This window comes from Candidatus Thiodiazotropha sp. CDECU1 (genome assembly GCF_963455295.1).
Lineage (GTDB): Bacteria > Pseudomonadota > Gammaproteobacteria > Chromatiales > Chromatiaceae > Thiodiazotropha.
Genome location: NZ_OY734020.1, coordinates 983769 through 998654, shown reverse-complemented (window position 1 = coordinate 998654; position 14886 = coordinate 983769). Strand labels below are relative to the sequence as shown.

The window sequence follows — 14886 nt, the reverse complement described above, 5'->3', positions numbered from 1 at the left end:
CTACCAGGGCCTGCTTACAGACCCGAGTTAAGGATTTACAGGATCTTGATCGCCACACTCGCCATTATCACCTATCTAGCCGCCGGCTCGATCCTGGCACTCCGGCTGTTCCGAAATCAGGAAGGCTCGAAGCTGCCCCGCGCCCTGGCGCTGGGTGTGGGATTTCTCGGAGTGGCCCTGCATGCCGTTCCCCACTATCAAAACCTCATCTCATCCTCCGCTATCAATTTGGGCATTTTCAATGCCATGTCCCTGATCGCCTGGACCATCACCCTGCTGCTATTGGTCTCCAGCATCAGTAAGCCGGTTGAGAACCTGGGCATTGTCATCATGCCCCTGGCAGCGATTGCCCTCTATCTGGAGAGCCGCTATCAGACGGTTCACTTCATCACCGACCAGGTCTCCAGCGGTTTGACCATCCATATCCTGGTCTCCATGCTGGCCTATAGCCTCTTCGCCCTGGCCAGTGTGCAGGCGATATTGCTCGCCATTCAGGATCACCACCTGCGGCAACGCCATCCTGGCGGCTTCATTCGCGCCCTGCCTCCACTGCAGACCATGGAGAGCCTGCTGTTCGAAATGATTGCGGTGGGATTCGTGTTGCTGAGCCTGGCCCTGCTATCCGGATTCGCTTTTCTGGAAAATATGTTTGAGCAGCACCTTGCCCATAAGACGGTACTTTCGATTATCGCCTGGGTTGTCTTCGGTACCCTGTTATGGGGGCGTTATCGCTTTGGATGGCGGGGCCAGAAGGCGCTGATCTGGACCCTCAGCGGATTTGTGGTACTGATGCTCGCCTACTTCGGCAGCAAGGTGGTGATCGAGTTGATTCTCAGCTGAGATGATTCTGTCGGGAGAGGGTTAACGGTATGCGGGGACGGACTCAATCCTGAGCCTGTTTCCGATAGGCCTGGATCGCATCCCTTCCGAGTTTCAGCTTTTTCCCGTCTTTCATGACATCCACCCTGGCCGCTTCGCAGATTGCCAGGGTGCGGTCATTCAGCGCCACGATCTGTTGCACCCTCTCCTCAAATCCCTCGCTGCTGGATGCTTCAGGATCGGCGAAGATCACCTTCAGGGTCTGCATCCGCTTGTGGTCCAGCTGCTCCAGCTCAGACCACTGCTCCTCCCCGGCCAGGCGGAGAATCTCTTGGCTCAACTCAAAGGCAAGTTTCAGGTTCTGCTCGAGCGTAGGCACGGTGTGCTTCCCCCAACGCCTTTTTATCCAGGGTCGATGCTGACAAGGGTTATTTGGTTTTCACCACGTCATCGATGTTTTTGGCATTTTGAATGGCTTCCGGCATGGCATCCCAGGCGGTTTTGATCTCTTTCAGCAACGATGCCACTTCATCCAGGGCCTCAACATCCTGATTGATGTTTGCCTCGAACAGACGCCGGATCATGTAGTCGTAGAGCATATCGAGATTGTTGGCTATTTCCCCGCCCTGTTCAAAATCCAGGGCACCTCGCAGGGCCTCGATAACCGAGATGATCCAGTTGATCTCATTGTGTCTGGCTTCGTGCTCCTTGCGCTGAATCGACCCGCGTGCATTGGAAATCCCATCCAAGGCCCCGGTCATGAGCATCTGGACCAATCTGAATGGGGTGGCATACATGGCTTCTGATGAAGCGGCTTGACGATAACTGTTTATTGCTGAGTTACTTACCATTATTAGACCTTCAAGCTGTCTGAATTAAGCCAATGCTGTATACACTCAGCTGTTCTGGATAGAAGCCAGCTGACTGGTGAGAAAGCTGCTGGTACTTTGCAGTATAGCAACCGTTTGATCCAAGGCTGCGAATTGATTGATGAGTTTTTTCTCATAATCGTCCAGCCGCAACTCTGCCCGTTCGATCTGTGTCTGCACATTGTCCTTCTGATTGTTCAGACTTTCATCTTTGGAATCGATAACCCCACCCACATCCAGCAGCAGATCGGCGTAGTTAAAGAAACGGTTGGCAAAACCTGTGGTTTCATCGGTCAGGATCTGCGCCACACGATCGAAATCGTTGACCAATGCATCCGCTAGGTCGCTGCTGTCGAGGGACAGAACACCTTCTCTATCCCTGGTGATTCCGATCTCAAACAGGTAGGCATCGGCGGCATCCACTGTCGCGACCTGATTCAGGACATCGACAAAACCCTGTCTCATCCTGCGCAGGCTGCTGTCGCCCCCCAATGAACTCTCTTCCATGGCGTCGAACTCATCCATCACCGTGTTGTAGGCATCGACCAGTCCCTGGATCTTCTCCTCGATTTGGGTGTTGTCCCGGGTGATTCCGATCGAAGCACTGCCAGCTGCCACCAGTCCAATGGAAACCCCGGATATGGCGCTGGTCACCGTATTCGATGCACTATTGACGGTAAACCCGTCGATGGTGAGCAAGGCATCCTGGGCCGTCTCCACCTGTTCCGCCAGACCGTCGCCGCCGGCACCGATATAGAACAGCCTGGAGAGGCCGTTGGCATCGGTATTGTTGCCGTCATCCCCATCCACGAAGCTTACCGAAAAGCCATTCGCCGCACCGGTCTCCTGACTGGTGAGGATCAAGCGACTGCCACCAGCCTCATTCAGGATGGTGGCCGCAACACCTGGGTTGTCGGCAGCGCTGTTGATGGCATCACGCAGACCCGCCAGGGTGTTATTGCTGGCATCCACGGTCAGATTCATGGTCGACCCATCGACAGTGATCGACAAGGTACCTGTACCGACTGCTGTGTTACTGTCCGCATAAGCGGAAGAGGCCAGCTTATCCCCGCTCGCCAGGTGATCCACAACGATGTCATAACTCGACACCGCGGCGTTTTCATCGGCGCTGACGGTCACTACGGATTCGTCACTGGTGCTGGTGGAAAATGCCGCCAGACCGGTAGCGGTGGTCAGCTCTTCCACGCTGCTCTTGAAGGTGTCGATAGCGCTCTTGATCAGTCCATAGTCACTGATCTGCTGATCGATCTCCTGCTCACGGGAGCGCAATTGATTAAGCGGTCGAGACTCGATCTGCAACAGCTGATTGATAATGGTATTCCAATCGTTTCCTGAACCGATGCCTGAAAAGCCGATTGCCATGATAAGCTAAGCCTCACCAGTAGTATGAGTACGACGTTTAAACCTTGTCATCCAGCAAGACGCCCGGTAACAGCTCGTCCTGCATCTCCTCGATATGGGAAATAACATGCAAAACCTGTTCCGGAGGTATCTGCCTGACCAATTCACCGGTTTCGGAGTCGACCACCCGTATAACCTGGGTGCCGGTTTCCTGATCGATGCTGAACTCGAGATTCCGATTGACCATTTGCGTCAGGTTTTCGACATTCAGCGCCAGTTCTTTGCTGTCGATAACCAATGCTTGCTCAATTTCCGCTGCCGGTTTCTTTTCCCCCTCTACTGAGGGAGTCTGAACTTGCACAGCAGGAGTCGCAGCAGTCTTGGAGACCTCACGTTTGTAGCCATACTCATTGGCTAAATTGTTGATTACGTTTGACATGATCACACCCTATCCATTTGAGGGTTAATCATGGGGGCGGCTCACTGTGCCACCCCCACGGTCATGCTTAACTGAGCAGACCCAGTGCCAGCTGTGGCAGTGAGTTGGCCTGCGCCAAGGCGGCCACGCCAGCCTGCTGCACGACCTGAGCACTGGTCATTCTAGCGGTTTCACGAGCGAAGTCCGCATCCATGACCCGTCCGGCTGCCGCATATTGTGCCTCTTCGATGGAAGCGGCTACGCGAGAAGCCGATGACAGACGGCTCTGCAGACTACCGACGTTAGCCAGTTCGGCTGCCACGGCATTGAGGTCCGTGTCCACCGAGGCGATACTGGTGATGGCAGCGGTGTGAGCGGGTGATGCTGAGGAGACAGTGATGGTCTGACCGGCGTTGGCGCCGACCTGAATCGCACCACCGCCACCGAACACTGCTGTGCCGTTGAAGGTTGCGCGAGCCAATGCGTCCGTGATCTCAGTTGTCAGGGCGGCGAACTCAGTTGTCATATAACCCTGCTGGGCTGCGGTGTAGAGACCACTGGCGTGTTGCACGGCGAGTTCGCGCTGACGTTGCATCATGTCACTGACGGTCTGCAGGGTAGCGTCTGCCACACTCAGATAGGAGATGCCGTCTGCGATGTTACGCTGAGCGACGGTCATGCCCCGTGCCTGACCGGTTTGCAGCTGTGCGATAGCGAGGCCGGCGGCATCGTCTTTCGCCATGTTGATACGCAAGCCGGAGGAGAGACGCTGGACTGCGGTTTCAAGGTTGGATTGGGTGCGACCTAGGTTCTTCTGTGCCGCAAGGGAGAACACATTAGTGTTGACTGTGATTGCCATTTTTTAATTCCTCTATCGAACCGACGATGGCATCTGTCTAAGCGCTCTATCGTCGGTGATTTGCATTTAGCGGATATACCAACAAGTTTGGTATTTACCGCCTCCGATATTTGTAGCGGCCCACAAGGCGGGAACTTTAACCCGATTCCCCCTTCGCAGGGCCAGGCCCTAAACCCTACCGGATAAAATTAGTCATTGTTTATACTGATGTTTTTTTAGATCGCCGAGAAGACTTCAGGAGGAAACTAGATCCTATGCCTTAGCTTCCCGTGCGTTCCACTGCGGGCACGCCAATCGGCACGTGCGGTTATCCAGTCAAGATGGGACACCAGGCTACCGCCCAATAACAGGTGCTATGGATTCGATCCCAATGCCCTATCTGAATCAGGCCAGGGGTTCGATCTGCAGCCTCCCAGATTAGTACTCCGTCAACATGATAATGATGGATGCAGAGCCCACCCAAACGGCCAAGGCAAGGCGCAGTCCGCAGGGAATGGCGCACCCTTTCCAAGGAGTGCAACGCCGCCTTGGCCGTTTGGGTGGGCTCCCGGAGGGCGAGCCGATAAGCAGCCATCCGCGTTGTTGTGTTGACGGAGTACTAGAGATAGTTGAAGAGTGAAAGACCCTGCACCATGTTGAAGGTCTGTTGCGCCGCTTGCAAGGCCACCAGATCCTGTTCGAAACGACTGATCGCCTCTGCGATATCCAGGTCTTCGGTTTCGGAGAGTGCGCTCTCCATGGTGAAGATGAAGTCCTCGTTGATGTAGCGCTGTTCATCAATGGTGTTGAGACGTGCGCCGCCCCGCGCCCTGACCGTGACCATGTGTTCCTGAGCCAGCTGCAGATCCTCCATGAACACGCTGTTCGGGGCATCCGCCTCCATGCCGGCGATAATGCCATGCACGGTTTCGAAGATATTGCGTCTCCCGCCCGCGGCGGTTTCAACATTCATGAACACATCGTAACCGTTTTCCCGATCCTGAACCTGCCGGGTGGCCGAGATCTGCAGGGTCCTGGTGCCCATGTCGCCGCTGTAGGCGAAGACACCGTCCGCGGGATTGTCGAATGGCAGGCTGTCGGCATCATAACCGGCGAAGATATATTCACCGTCACTGTCCCGGGTATTGGCCAATGCCATCAGCTCATCATTGAGCTGGCGCAACTCTTGGCCGATGGCCTGGCGAGCGGCAGGGGAATAGGTATCGCTCTGTCCCTGTATGGCCAACTCCATGATGCGTGGCAACAGGTTATCCACGCCCCTCAGCGTCGCTTCCTGCAGCTCGAGCCGGGACTGGGCCCGGTCGGCATTGTTCTGATACTGTTCAACCTGGGTAATGGAGGTCCGCAGGTCGAGCACATAGGCGGCACCGGGCGGATCATCCTTGGGGGTCAAAATGCGTTTGCCGGTGGAGATCTGCATCTGCGCCCTGCTGACCTCGGACTGGCGTTGCAGCATGCTATTGATACCACGGTCGAACAGCATGGATGTGGAAACGCGTGCCATACCATTACCTCCTGACTGCGCCTAATAGGGTGTCGAACAGGGTCCCGGCAACGGAGATCACCTGGGCTGATGCCTGATAGGCCTGCTGAAACTGAATCAGCTTGGCTGCCTCTTCATCCAGGTTGACACCCGAGATCTCCGCCATCGCCTCCTGCGAACGGACCAGCAGACTCTCCTGGGCCCCCAGGTTCAGTTCCGCGTGGCGGGTTTTCGATCCCACATCCGAGACCATCTGGATATAGGTGGCATCGAAGCTGGCCGTTCCACCCAGCAATAGGTTCTGGTTCTGCAGGCCGTCCAGGGAGAGGGCGTTGCGATTGTCACTGCTGCCATTGGTATTGTTGCTGATGGTGAAGCTGTCACCATCGGCGGGCACCCCGGCAATGGAGAAACTGATATCGCCATATAAGGCAAATTGGGCACTCGGCACGTTGGTACCGGCAATCGTCGACGTATTGAGATTATCGTAAACGATGAAATCGTCGAACGGGTCCACACCGGGTGTCGATCCGGGATAGTAGACCTCGAAGCCGCTGGTGGCTCCACCCTGGTCGTCGTACACCAGCTGGATATCGCCGCCCACCAGGGGCAGGCCGGTCATGGAGCTGTTGCCCGGTTGGGTAATACGGGCGTCGCCGCTATTCAGGGGATTGCCGTTGCCATCCACCGCAGGCTGCACCTGCACGGGACCGGCAGCCGCCAGCCGCCGCACATCGCTGATCAGCAGATTGAGATCCTGTGAAGCGGTACGGGTCGGTTGAATCAAAAAGGTATCACCGGTGATGGCGCCGGCGGCATTGATATTGATATCCAGGCCGTCAACGATATTGGCACCTGCCGCCAGGGTCTGGGTTGCACCAGAGACCAGGTTCTGCAAGATAAAATCGGCACCGTCGTAGGTCAGCTCATAGCTGTTACCGGTAAGATTGCCCACATTGTCGTAATCGACGGTGATGGAGCTGCCGTTGCCCGGTTGCGACAACACCTGAACCGAGCTGGTGCTGAACAGGGCGGTACCGACCAGGCCATCCAGATCCAGGCCCATCTGGTGCTGGGTATTGAGTTGATCGGCAACACCGAGGGCGACCAGGCCCACCCTGTCCTGAGTTGGATCGAGAATCTCGCTGCGGAACCTCAGCATGCCGCCAATGGTGCCGCCGGTGATCTGATCGGTAATGACCTGGGTACCAAATGAGTAGTTGAAGGTGATCTCCATATGAGTGGGATCGAGACTGGATGGCTGGGTGCCAAGGGTGGCGGCACTGGTATCCATCACCAGGGGCTGGCCCCTACCGATGAAGACATTGTAGGCCCCGTCGCTCTGCTGCAGGACCTGGATATCCACCAATTCCGACAGTTCGTTGACCAACTGGTCCCGCTGATCCAACAGATCGTTTGGGGTACTGCCGTAGGCAAGTTTGATATCCGCATTGATATCGGCGATGTTTTGCGCCACACGGTTGATCTCACCCACGTTGAATCCGATCTGATTGTTCAATGTGGTGCGGCTGTTCTCGAACTGCTGCTCGAAATAGTGAAAACGGTCGGCCATCGATTCCGCCTCGGTCAATACCAGCTGACGCGCCGGAATCGAGGTGGGGTCATCGGCCAGTCCCTGCAGGGCATTGAAGAAGTTCTGGATGGTGGGTTGAATACCCGCATCCGGATCCGCCACCAGATCATCGAGTCGTTGCGCGCCTTCATAATAGGCACTCAATTCCGAGGTGACGGTCAAGCTGGTACGCATCTGGCCGGCAACGAAGGTATCGTACTGGCGCTGGATTTCCGAGCTCTCGACACCGGTACCGATATAGCCTGCCGGGCTGAGATCCGGCTGTCTGGTGTTAAAGTCTATCCGCTGACGGCTGTAGCCCTCGGTGTTGACATTCGAGATGTTGTGTCCGGTGGTATCCAGGGCGTGCCGATTGGCAATCAACCCGGAGACACCGATGGATAGTATGCTCACTTAAATCGCCTCTGTTTCACTCTGTATCGACTGCTCGACCATTCCCTTAAATCGGCTCAGGGCGGTCTGCATCTCCGTTCCCTGCATCACCCGCACTATCTTCTGCGCATAGTCGGGGTCGGTGGCGTACCCCGCATCCTGCAGCGCCTTGAAGTATTCCGCGGCATCCTGGGTACTTTGCAGGGCCTCCGTGTAGCGCGGATTCTGTTTGAGAAAGGCCACATAGTCCCTGAAACTCTCATCGAATGAAGCGTAGGTACGGAAATACTCACGCCGGCGCACCGCCACATCCTGTTCAAACTCCAAGGTCTCCTGTCTTACCCGGTCACCGCTCCAGCGCTGATCGGCCTTGATCCCAAACAGGTTGTGGCTGCTTCTACCATCCGCAGATTGCATCACATGCCCACCCCAGCCGGTCTCCAGGGCCGCCTGGGCAAGCAGCGCCTCGGTGGGCAACCCCAGCTCCTTGGCGGCACTGTCGGCGGCCGACCAGAGGGCCTCCACAAAGGATTCCGGTGAGTCGATGTCGGCCGACGGCTGCACTGCCGCCGCTCCCTTGTTGGATTCCACCCTATTCGCTAGCTGAGATCTTGCCAGTGCCGATGGGTGCAGCCAGTATGACTCCAGGGAGGTATTCGGCTCAGACTGCTCGGCTTCATCCACCCCCAGCTGATTGCGCAGCAGCTGCGCCATGCCCAGGCCGCGCTGTTCAGAGAGGTGGACCGAGAGTTGCTGGTCATACATATCCCTTACGAACTCGCTCTGCTTGCTCTCGAACAGACCGTTGCCGAAGCTGGCCTGGCGCATCTGCTTGACCATCATCTGTACGAACAGGGATTCGAACTGTCGCGCTACCTGTTCTGCCGTTCCCGCCTGATCATCACGCGCCTGATGCTTGAGGGCCGTGAGTCCGGAAAAGTCGTGATAGAGGGCGGCGCCGGAGGTATTCATCAGATCACCAACAGTTCGGCTCGCAGGGCACCGGCCTCTTTCAGGGCCTCGAGGATGGCTACCAGGTCACTGGGTGCTGCACCCACCTGATTGACGGCGCGCACCACATCATCCAGGGATGCACCGGGGTTGAACAGAAACATATGATCCTTGCCCTCTTCGGTAATCGTCACCTGGCTCTGGGGTACCACCGCAGTCTGCCCTGCCCTGGCGAATGGACCGGGTTGGGAGACAGCCGTCTCCTCACTGATGCTGACCACCAGGTTGCCGTGGGAGACCGCGGCCGGATAGACCCTGACCTGACTGTTGATCACCACCGTACCGGTGCGTGAGTTGATGATCACCTTGGCCGAGGTCTTGCCCGGCTTGACCTCCAGCTCCTCCAACATGGAGATGAAAGTGACCTTTTGTCCAGGATCGATGGGAGCGTTGACCCGAATCGAGGTGGCGTCAACGGCCTTTGCCGTACCCGGGCCGATGGTGAGATTGATCGATTCGGCCACCCGCATGGCGGTGGTGAAATCCCCGTCGTTAAGATTGAGGGTCAACAAAGCCGCCTGGTTGAAGTCATTCGGTACTTCACGTTCCACGGTAGCACCGTTGGGGATGCGTCCTGCACTGGGTATATTCACCGTCAGCTTGGAGCCATCAGACCCCTCTGCACTGAGACCGCCCACCACCAGGTTGCCCTGAGCCAAGGCGTAATTCTTACCATCAGCACCTTTCAGTGGCGTCATCAACAGGGTACCGCCACGCAGGCTTTTGGCATTGCCAAGTGATGAAACCGTGACATCGATCTTCTGACCCACCTTGCTGAATGGGGGAAGGTCGCCATGCACGATCACGGCAGCAACGTTCTTCGGCTTGATATTCACACCATCGGGTATCTGCACACCCAATTGGGAGAGCAAGTTCTTGAGGCTGTTGATGGTATAGGGCGAATCGGTATCTTTATCGCCGGTACCGTCAAGGCCCACGATCAGACCATATCCGATCAGTTGATTGGTGCGCACACCCTGGATCGAGGCCAGGTCTTTGATCCGTTCCGCCCATACGGCCTGGCTTGCCAACAGGAAGATCGATAACGCGATGATAACTTTGTGTACGATGACGTTCATTGCATGACACCTCAGAAGGGCGAGAGCACACTGTTAAAGAAACGGGCCAACCATCCCATGGAGTTGGCATCCGCCAAGGCGCCTTCACCCACATAGGTAATGGTGGGATCGGCGATGCGGGTGGAATCAACGGTATTTCCCGGTGTGATATCCCTGGGCCGAACGATGCCCGACAGGCGGACATACTCGGTGCCCTGGTTGATGCCGATACGCTTTTCACCCCGCACGTAGAGATGGTTGTTCGGCAGTACCTCGATCACCGAGACAGTGATACTGCCATTCAGGGCATTGCTCTGGGTGGCACTGCCGTCGCCACTGAAATCGTGGGTCGAATCGAGACTGAAACCGAGCCCCACGTCCTTGTTGTTGGGAACCGGTACGAAGCCGGGTACGTTGAACTGCATCGACTGACCAAACAGGGTGGGATTGGTGATACTGTTACTGCTGCTTTTCGCCGTAGAGGTGGTGGCCGATTTATTCGCCTGGGTACTCTCAACCAGATTCACGGTCAACAGATCGCCGACTCGCCGGGCCCGGATATCCTCGAACCAGGCCTGTTCGTAACCCGCCTGGTAGATAGCGCCATTGCCCCTTGGCGCGGGCGGCGGCATGACCGGTCGAATCGGTGCATAGGCTGCATCCCGGGTCGGGGTTGTGCTATAGCAACCCGCCAACAACGGTAAGGTCATGATCATGATCAATATGCTGTTGCGGAATCTATCCATCAGAGTGACTCCCGTTAGAGTTGCTGATTGACATAGGAGAGCATCTCATCAGTGGTGGAGATGGCCTTGGAGTTCATCTCGTAGGCGCGCTGGGTCTCTATCATATTGACCAGCTCCTCCACCACATTCACATTCGAACTCTCGAGTGCCGCCTGGATCAGGGTACCGGTGCTATCGGTACCCGGTATCGCGGTACTCACGCCACCGCTGGCATTGGTCTCACGATAGAGGTTGTCACCGATCGGTTCCAAGCCCTGTGGATTGACGAAATAGGCCAGCTCGACCTGTCCGATCTGGGTCGGTGTGTTGTTGCCCGATACCAGTGCCGAGACCACGCCATCGGAGCCGATGGTCAGGCTGGTGGCGTTGCTGGGTACGGTCATCGCCGGCTGCAACTCATAACCGTTAGGCGTCACGATGTTGCCGTCGGCGGTGAGGCTGAAGGTGCCGTCACGGGTGTAGACGATATTGCCGTCCGGATGCAGGACCTGAAAATAACCCTTGCCCTGGATGGCCACATCCAATGAGTTTCCGGTTTGAACGATATTGCCCTGACTATGCTCTTTCTGGGTCGCCACCACCCGTACACCGGTGCCCACCATCAAGCCGGAAGGCAACTCGGTATTCTCGGAGGATTGAGCACCCACCTGACGCAGGTTCTGATAGATCAGGTCGTTGAATACGGCCCGGTCCCGTTTGAAACCGGTGGTATTTACGTTGGAGAGATTGTTGGATATCACAGACATGTTGGTCTGTTGCGCGTCCAATCCGGTTTTTGCGATCCAGAGTGCCGGGTACATAGTCTCTTCCTCGTAATTGATTAATCTGGTTAGTCATGCGTTGCCGTGCAACGCCTCTCTCTAATATCTATATCAGCAATTTACTTGCCAACATCAGCTCATGCTCATGAGCTTGGCCGAGGCGCTGTCCAGATCCTCAGCGGTCTTCATCATCTTGACCTGCATTTCAAATTTACGTGACAGCTCGATCATGGTGACCAGGCTGTCCGCCACATTGATGTTGCTGCTCTCAAGGGCACCGGATACCAGCTCAGTCGCGGCATCCGCGTCCGCCTCTTCACCATCCTGCAGTCGTAGCAGGCCATCTTCCCCCTTGATCAACTGCTCCGCATCAGGATTGACCATCTTGATACGGTCGATAATCGCCAGCGCCTCCGGGGTAGCGCCCTCAGGCAATACGGTAATGGTGCCGTCTGGGGCGATCTCCAGGCGCTCATAGGGCGGCAATGCAATCGGTCCGCCATTGCCGATCAGCGGCAAACCCTGGCCGTTGGTTACCAGTCCATTGGCATCCACCCTCAGGTCGCCGCGCCGGGTATAGGCCTCAGAACCATCGGCTACCTGCACCGCAAAATAGCCATCGCCCTTCACCGCCAGGTCGAGAGGATTACCGGTGGACTGGATGCTGCCTTTGTCAAAATTGATATTCGGGCGCTCATCCAGGGCGTAGACCCGGGTCGGGTATCCCTGGCCAAACACAGGCATACTGCGGAATTGATTGAGGTCTTCCATGAAGCCCGGGGTATTCACATTGGCCAAGTTATTGGAGTTACTGGCCTGGGCGATCAAGGTCTCTTTTGCCCCGCTCATGGCGACGTAAAGCATGCGATCCATGGGTTGCTCCTGTTCTTTGATTCAGTTCGCGCTATGGCTTTTACTGAAACACTGCAAGAAACAAACCAACTGTTTGAGTTTTGAGTTAGGTGATGGAAGAAAAAAATGAGAGTAGCGAACCTACTAACTAAAAACTAAAAACTTATAACTCAAAACTCTTCAGAAAAAATCGCCCCTCCCGTCCCCCGTACACTGAGGACAGAAGTGGCGACTACCCAGCCTTCTTAACGGATATTGATGACTGTCTGGGTAACGGCATCCGCAGTGGTGATGACCTGCGCATTGGCCTGGAAGTTACGTTGTGCGGTAATCAGATTGACCAACTGCTTGGCCAGATCGACGTTTGAGTTCTCCAGCGCACCGGACTGAATCAGACCGAAACTGCTGGTACCGGCCTCACCCAACTGCACGTCGCCGGAGGCGAAAGACTCTGCCCAGCTGGTATCGCCAATCTGGCGCAGCCCCTGGTTATTACTGAAGCGGGCCATTGCAATCTTACCCAAAGGTTCTGATTGACCGTTGGTGAAGCGGGCAAATACCACCCCGGTGCCATCCACGTCCACACCGCTCAGACGGCCCGAGGTAAAACCATCCTGACTCAACTCATTCACAGAAAAGCCTGAACCGAATTGGGTGGTTGCACTGTAATCAAAGGTCAGGGTGGTGATATCCGCAGCGCCGCCACCCGGGTTGAAGGTGTCGATGGCCACGTTACCCAAGGCATCCACATCCCCTACACCGGTATCCAGGGCACCCGCGGTAGTGAATTGAACGTCCGCGAAGGCGTTACCACCCACGGTGACATTCACCCCGTCCACGAAGGTAAAGACGTTCCACTGATTGTCCGCCACCTTGCTGTAAAACATGGTTGTGGTATGCGCGGTTCCCAGGGAATCATAGATCGTGGTCGCGGTGGAGTGATTGTAGCTCTGCGGATCCGGCGGAAAGGTAAAGGTAGGCGCAGTCGGATCGAGAGTGACCACCGGCGGTTGTTCCGCCGCGCTCAGATTGAGGGTCGCATCGATATCGCTGGTGGCCTGTGGCGTACCGGAGACCACGGGTAGATTCAGATCACTGGTATCACCGGTGTTGAACAGGGTTCCGGTGGTGCCGATACGGGGAAAGATCTGCACCCTGGCACCGGTATGATCAACCACGTTGCCATCCCGGTCCACGCTGAAGGCGCCGGCTCGGGTATAGGTCGTGTCACCGGCGGAATCCTCCATCACGAAGAAACCCTCTCCGTTGATCGCCAGATCCAGGTTGTTGGAAGTAAATTCAGTGCTGCCCTGGGCAAACTGTTGTGCAACCCGGGTGACGCGAACGCCCCTTCCCGGTACTGAACTACTGACATCACTGATGGAATTTGCATAGATATCGGCAAACTCGGCACGGGATTCCTTGAAACCGACTGTGCTCGCATTGGCGATATTGTGCCCAGTCACATCAAGGTCGGTGGATGCCGCATCCAATCCACTAAGCGCTATACGAAATGCCATCTCTGTTCTCCTGTCTCTTCACTGTATGCAAGCAACGCTGACAGCATTGCTGCTGATGTTCTATTGAATCTGTGCCACGTCATTCATGGAGATCTGACCAAGGCCACTCAGGTTGAGCTGAATACCCCCTGACCCACCCAGATTGACACTCTCCACCTCTGCGGATACCAGGGTGCTGGGGGCCATCTCAGCATCATCCACATTGGCAATCGCACTCACCTGATAGAGTCCGTCACCCACATAGTCGCCGGCATCGTCATAACCGTCCCAACTGAAGGCGACCTGACCGGCCTCGTGGGTACCGAGTTGTAATTCACGCACCAGTTCACCGGACTGACTGGTAATCATCACCCGCACATTGGTTGCCGACGAGGGAAGCACGACACTGCCCTGCAACGGCTCTCCACTCGTTAACGCACCGACACTGCTCTCAACCAACACATCATGACCCACCAGGGTTGCCGCTTGTAGGGCCTGATCGGAAGTCAGCGCAGCGCGCAGTTCATTGAACGAGCTATTTAAGTCATCGATACCGGATACCGTGGCAAACTGGGATACCTGGGTCGCCATTTCCGAGTTTTCCATCGGTTTGAAAGGGTCTTGATGGGTCAACTCTGTGACCAGGAGTTGCATGAAGTCCTCCAGTCCCAGCTGACCCTGCTGCTTTTCCTCTTGAATGCTGTTGTTGGTCAGACCGATATCTTCATACAGATCGTATTGGCTGGTGATGGCTGTCATGGTTATCTCCTTACTGGCCCATGCGAAGGGTGGCGAGCAGTAGCTGTTTGGCTGAGTTAGCCACTTCCACATTCCCCTGATAGGAGCGTGAAGCGGAGAGCATGTTCGCCATCTCCTCAACCATGTTTACGTTCGGACGAAAGATATAACCCTCCTCGTTGGCAAGGGGGTGATCGGGTGCGTACTCCTGCACCAGGGGCGCCTGACTTTCCACAACCCCCGCCATCCGCACACCACTCGCTGCCGCATCCGGATTGGACTGGTCCAGCAGGGTCTGGAATACCGGCTGTCTGGAGCGATAGGTCTGATCGAGACTGCTGCTCACTGCATCGGCGTTGGCCATATTGCTGGAGACGAGATTGAGACGCAGACTCTGTGCGCTCATACCCGATGCAGCCGTATCAAATATTTTGAAGAGAGACAT

General features: G+C 56.1%; 16 protein-coding genes. 1 reads left to right on the top strand and 15 read right to left on the bottom strand.

What is annotated here, in order from left to right; all coding sequences use genetic code 11:
• Positions 1 to 45 precede the first annotated feature (45 nt).
• On the top strand, positions 46 to 840 hold the full coding sequence (locus tag R2K28_RS04595) for a cytochrome C assembly family protein (RefSeq protein WP_442871421.1): 795 nt from the start codon (positions 46 to 48) through the stop codon (positions 838 to 840).
• Positions 841 to 883: 43 nt separating this feature from the next.
• On the opposite strand, the gene fliT is transcribed toward R2K28_RS04595, so the two are convergent.
• The 15 genes from fliT to flgC all read right to left on the bottom strand — a co-directional run bounded on the left by fliT (position 884) and on the right by flgC (position 14886).
• Positions 884 to 1198 carry a flagellar protein FliT gene (gene fliT, locus R2K28_RS04590; protein WP_316368203.1) on the bottom strand — a complete coding sequence of 105 codons (315 nt, stop codon included), beginning with the start codon at positions 1196 to 1198 and terminating at the stop codon, positions 884 to 886.
• 49 nt (positions 1199 to 1247) lie between these two features.
• On the bottom strand, positions 1248 to 1670 hold the full coding sequence (gene fliS, locus R2K28_RS04585; RefSeq protein WP_316368202.1) for a flagellar export chaperone FliS: 423 nt from the start codon (positions 1668 to 1670) through the stop codon (positions 1248 to 1250).
• Positions 1671 to 1715: 45 nt separating this feature from the next.
• Entirely contained in the window at positions 1716 to 3071 is a 1356-nt protein-coding gene (fliD, locus tag R2K28_RS04580; protein WP_316368201.1) for a flagellar filament capping protein FliD, read from the bottom strand.
• Between the two features lie 37 nt (positions 3072 to 3108).
• Positions 3109 to 3489 (bottom strand): flagellar protein FlaG, encoded by a 381-nt coding sequence (locus tag R2K28_RS04575; protein WP_316368200.1) that lies wholly within the window; start codon positions 3487 to 3489, stop codon positions 3109 to 3111.
• Between the two features lie 67 nt (positions 3490 to 3556).
• Positions 3557 to 4327: a flagellin N-terminal helical domain-containing protein gene (locus R2K28_RS04570; protein ID WP_316368199.1), complete on the bottom strand. Its 771-nt coding sequence runs from the start codon at positions 4325 to 4327 to the stop codon at positions 3557 to 3559.
• Positions 4328 to 4925: 598 nt separating this feature from the next.
• Positions 4926 to 5831, bottom strand: a complete 906-nt coding sequence (gene flgL / locus R2K28_RS04565; RefSeq protein ID WP_316368198.1) for a flagellar hook-associated protein FlgL — start codon at positions 5829 to 5831, stop codon at positions 4926 to 4928.
• Positions 5832 to 5835: 4 nt separating this feature from the next.
• Positions 5836 to 7797 carry a flagellar hook-associated protein FlgK gene (gene flgK / locus R2K28_RS04560; RefSeq protein WP_316368197.1) on the bottom strand — a complete coding sequence of 654 codons (1962 nt, stop codon included), beginning with the start codon at positions 7795 to 7797 and terminating at the stop codon, positions 5836 to 5838.
• Complete coding sequence (gene flgJ / locus R2K28_RS04555; protein WP_316368196.1) at positions 7798 to 8748, bottom strand: flagellar assembly peptidoglycan hydrolase FlgJ; 951 nt, start codon at positions 8746 to 8748, stop codon at positions 7798 to 7800. It lies immediately after the preceding gene.
• The gene (locus tag R2K28_RS04550) at positions 8748 to 9866 is read right to left on the bottom strand and encodes a flagellar basal body P-ring protein FlgI (RefSeq protein ID WP_316368195.1); all 1119 of its coding nucleotides are present in this window, start codon (positions 9864 to 9866) and stop codon (positions 8748 to 8750) included. Before R2K28_RS04550 ends, flgJ begins: the two co-directional genes overlap by 1 nt.
• An 11-nt stretch (positions 9867 to 9877) precedes the next feature.
• Positions 9878 to 10591, bottom strand: a complete 714-nt coding sequence (gene flgH, locus R2K28_RS04545) for a flagellar basal body L-ring protein FlgH (RefSeq protein WP_316368194.1) — start codon at positions 10589 to 10591, stop codon at positions 9878 to 9880.
• 14 nt (positions 10592 to 10605) lie between these two features.
• Complete coding sequence (gene flgG, locus R2K28_RS04540) at positions 10606 to 11391, bottom strand: flagellar basal-body rod protein FlgG (RefSeq protein WP_116446817.1); 786 nt, start codon at positions 11389 to 11391, stop codon at positions 10606 to 10608.
• Between the two features lie 93 nt (positions 11392 to 11484).
• Entirely contained in the window at positions 11485 to 12225 is a 741-nt protein-coding gene (locus R2K28_RS04535; RefSeq protein ID WP_316368193.1) for a flagellar basal body rod protein FlgF, read from the bottom strand.
• Positions 12226 to 12449: 224 nt separating this feature from the next.
• Entirely contained in the window at positions 12450 to 13724 is a 1275-nt protein-coding gene (flgE, locus tag R2K28_RS04530) for a flagellar hook protein FlgE (protein WP_316368192.1), read from the bottom strand.
• Positions 13725 to 13784: 60 nt separating this feature from the next.
• Entirely contained in the window at positions 13785 to 14462 is a 678-nt protein-coding gene (locus R2K28_RS04525) for a flagellar hook assembly protein FlgD (RefSeq protein WP_316368191.1), read from the bottom strand.
• A gap of 10 nt (positions 14463 to 14472) precedes the next feature.
• Entirely contained in the window at positions 14473 to 14886 is a 414-nt protein-coding gene (flgC, locus tag R2K28_RS04520) for a flagellar basal body rod protein FlgC (protein ID WP_316368189.1), read from the bottom strand.

Coding starts and splice junctions, on each gene's coding strand:
- fliS (WP_316368202.1), bottom strand. CDS start 1,670: ATGGTAAGTAACTCAGCAATAAACAGTTATCGTCAAGCCGCTTCATCA.
- fliD (WP_316368201.1), bottom strand. CDS start 3,071: ATGGCAATCGGCTTTTCAGGCATCGGTTCAGGAAACGATTGGAATACC.
- R2K28_RS04575 (WP_316368200.1), bottom strand. CDS start 3,489: ATGTCAAACGTAATCAACAATTTAGCCAATGAGTATGGCTACAAACGT.
- R2K28_RS04570 (WP_316368199.1), bottom strand. CDS start 4,327: ATGGCAATCACAGTCAACACTAATGTGTTCTCCCTTGCGGCACAGAAG.
- flgL (WP_316368198.1), bottom strand. CDS start 5,831: ATGGCACGCGTTTCCACATCCATGCTGTTCGACCGTGGTATCAATAGC.
- flgJ (WP_316368196.1), bottom strand. CDS start 8,748: ATGAATACCTCCGGCGCCGCCCTCTATCACGACTTTTCCGGACTCACG.
- R2K28_RS04550 (WP_316368195.1), bottom strand. CDS start 9,866: ATGAACGTCATCGTACACAAAGTTATCATCGCGTTATCGATCTTCCTG.
- flgH (WP_316368194.1), bottom strand. CDS start 10,591: ATGGATAGATTCCGCAACAGCATATTGATCATGATCATGACCTTACCG.
- flgG (WP_116446817.1), bottom strand. CDS start 11,391: ATGTACCCGGCACTCTGGATCGCAAAAACCGGATTGGACGCGCAACAG.
- R2K28_RS04535 (WP_316368193.1), bottom strand. CDS start 12,225: ATGGATCGCATGCTTTACGTCGCCATGAGCGGGGCAAAAGAGACCTTG.
- flgE (WP_316368192.1), bottom strand. CDS start 13,724: ATGGCATTTCGTATAGCGCTTAGTGGATTGGATGCGGCATCCACCGAC.
- R2K28_RS04525 (WP_316368191.1), bottom strand. CDS start 14,462: ATGACAGCCATCACCAGCCAATACGATCTGTATGAAGATATCGGTCTG.
- flgC (WP_316368189.1), bottom strand. CDS start 14,886: ATGTCTCTCTTCAAAATATTTGATACGGCTGCATCGGGTATGAGCGCA.